This is a genomic window from Oleiphilus sp. HI0132, from assembly GCF_001635845.1.
This window is the reverse complement of sequence record NZ_LWGJ01000104.1, coordinates 1-1316: the sequence shown is the minus strand read 5'-3', so window position 1 is coordinate 1316 and position 1316 is coordinate 1. Positions and strand designations below refer to the sequence as shown.

Sequence of the window (1316 nt, the reverse complement as noted above, 5' to 3'; positions counted from 1 at the left end):
TAACGCTCTGATAATCAATAGAGCCATCAGAGAAGACCTTTTCATTATCACCAGCCATCACCGAAGAGGTTGCTGAACAAATAGCAAGTAGTGACGCTATACCAAGAGTTTTTAATTTCATTTGTACTTCACCTCATCTTTAAGCTCTGTAATGACCCAGCCACAAGAAAGGGTTGAAAAGCTCATTTTTACTTTGCGTTTTGTAGTGTTTGTCCAGTCTGTACATGTAGGCGTTACTGAATACTCTAAAGAGGCATATTGAGTGTTCAGCCCCGTTTTCTTTGAGGACTCAAGTTTCAAATCTTCGCATCTGGCGTTGTTAGTCAGCGTATCGATAAACCGTTGAGATTCATGAGCCACTTCATGACGTAAGTCTTTTGCTAACCGTACAACCGTTTGATCCATGATCTCAATAAGCTCTTCTGACCAGTAACCTGATAACTGCTTTCTGTTCATCCCTGTTTTTAGATGATCTTGATAGAAGTGCATGTAATTATCTGCACTCTCAAGAGTTCCAGCACCTTCTGAACAATGCGTTGGTTTTTCAGCTTGTCCAGCCACACATAAGCTAGAACATATAGCCAGCAAGCTTCCGGCAATAAAACTCGTTTTCTTCATTTTTTAATTTCCCCCGAAGTAACCCTTGCGCTCGACCTTTAGTTCTCTCCAAATCGGCATCAACTTGGCGATTAGTGCGTCTCTATCTTTTATCGCTCGGATCTTAATAATTGGTTGGTCTTGATCGTTGGTTTCAAGTATTAACGTTGATAAGCCAAATAGGGCCATTACCCCGGCTGAAGGTGACTTAATGTCAATTATGTCACTGATTTCACAGTACAAATCCTTCCTGAAAACGCTCGTAATCCCTTTACTTTCTTTGATCTTATTCTTTGTGACTTGCGTGTATTCGTACTTTGTATGTAAGTAAGGTAGAGCCATACTGATGAAAGCTATGAACAATAGCCCGTTAACAATCCAGGGAACGGATGCTGTCACTATTGAAGAGAATCCTTCATTTAAACCTTGTGACCACATCACCTGAAAAACGAGCGCACAAATTATTGCCGCTCCCCAGAAGATGAACGTAAAGAGGTTTGTCCATTGAGATGGGCTTCCCTCCCATATAATCGTTTCATCATCATATTCCGGTGTGGACTTAGACTCTGGGTGAATGGATTGCTGTTCTTTGTATATTCCTTCGGATGATTCACTCATGATTATGCCGCTAATATTTCCGCTAATTGAATGTGATTCAGGAGAGATCGGTGATCACTGATGTTTACGTGCATATCTAACGGCCCATTACTTCCATTCGA

2 protein-coding genes are annotated in these 1316 nt (G+C 41.1%); both read right to left on the bottom strand.

Annotation, left to right across the window (positions count from 1 at the left end):
* Window positions 1-117: 117 nt before the first annotated feature.
* Window positions 118-618 carry a hypothetical protein gene (locus A3766_RS01325; protein ID WP_068510092.1) on the bottom strand — a complete coding sequence of 167 codons (501 nt, stop codon included), beginning with the start codon at window positions 616-618 and terminating at the stop codon, window positions 118-120.
* Window positions 619-621: 3 nt separating this feature from the next.
* Window positions 622-1215, bottom strand: coding sequence for a hypothetical protein (locus A3766_RS01320; protein ID WP_068510090.1), 594 nt, complete (start codon window positions 1213-1215; stop codon window positions 622-624).
* Between the last annotated feature and the right edge of the window lie 101 nt (window positions 1216-1316).

What these genes read in the sequence shown, in the direction of transcription:
- A3766_RS01325 (WP_068510092.1), bottom strand. Translation starts at nt 618, where the DNA reads ATGAAGAAAACGAGTTTTATTGCCGGAAGCTTGCTGGCTATATGTTCT.
- A3766_RS01320 (WP_068510090.1), bottom strand. Translation starts at nt 1,215, where the DNA reads ATGAGTGAATCATCCGAAGGAATATACAAAGAACAGCAATCCATTCAC.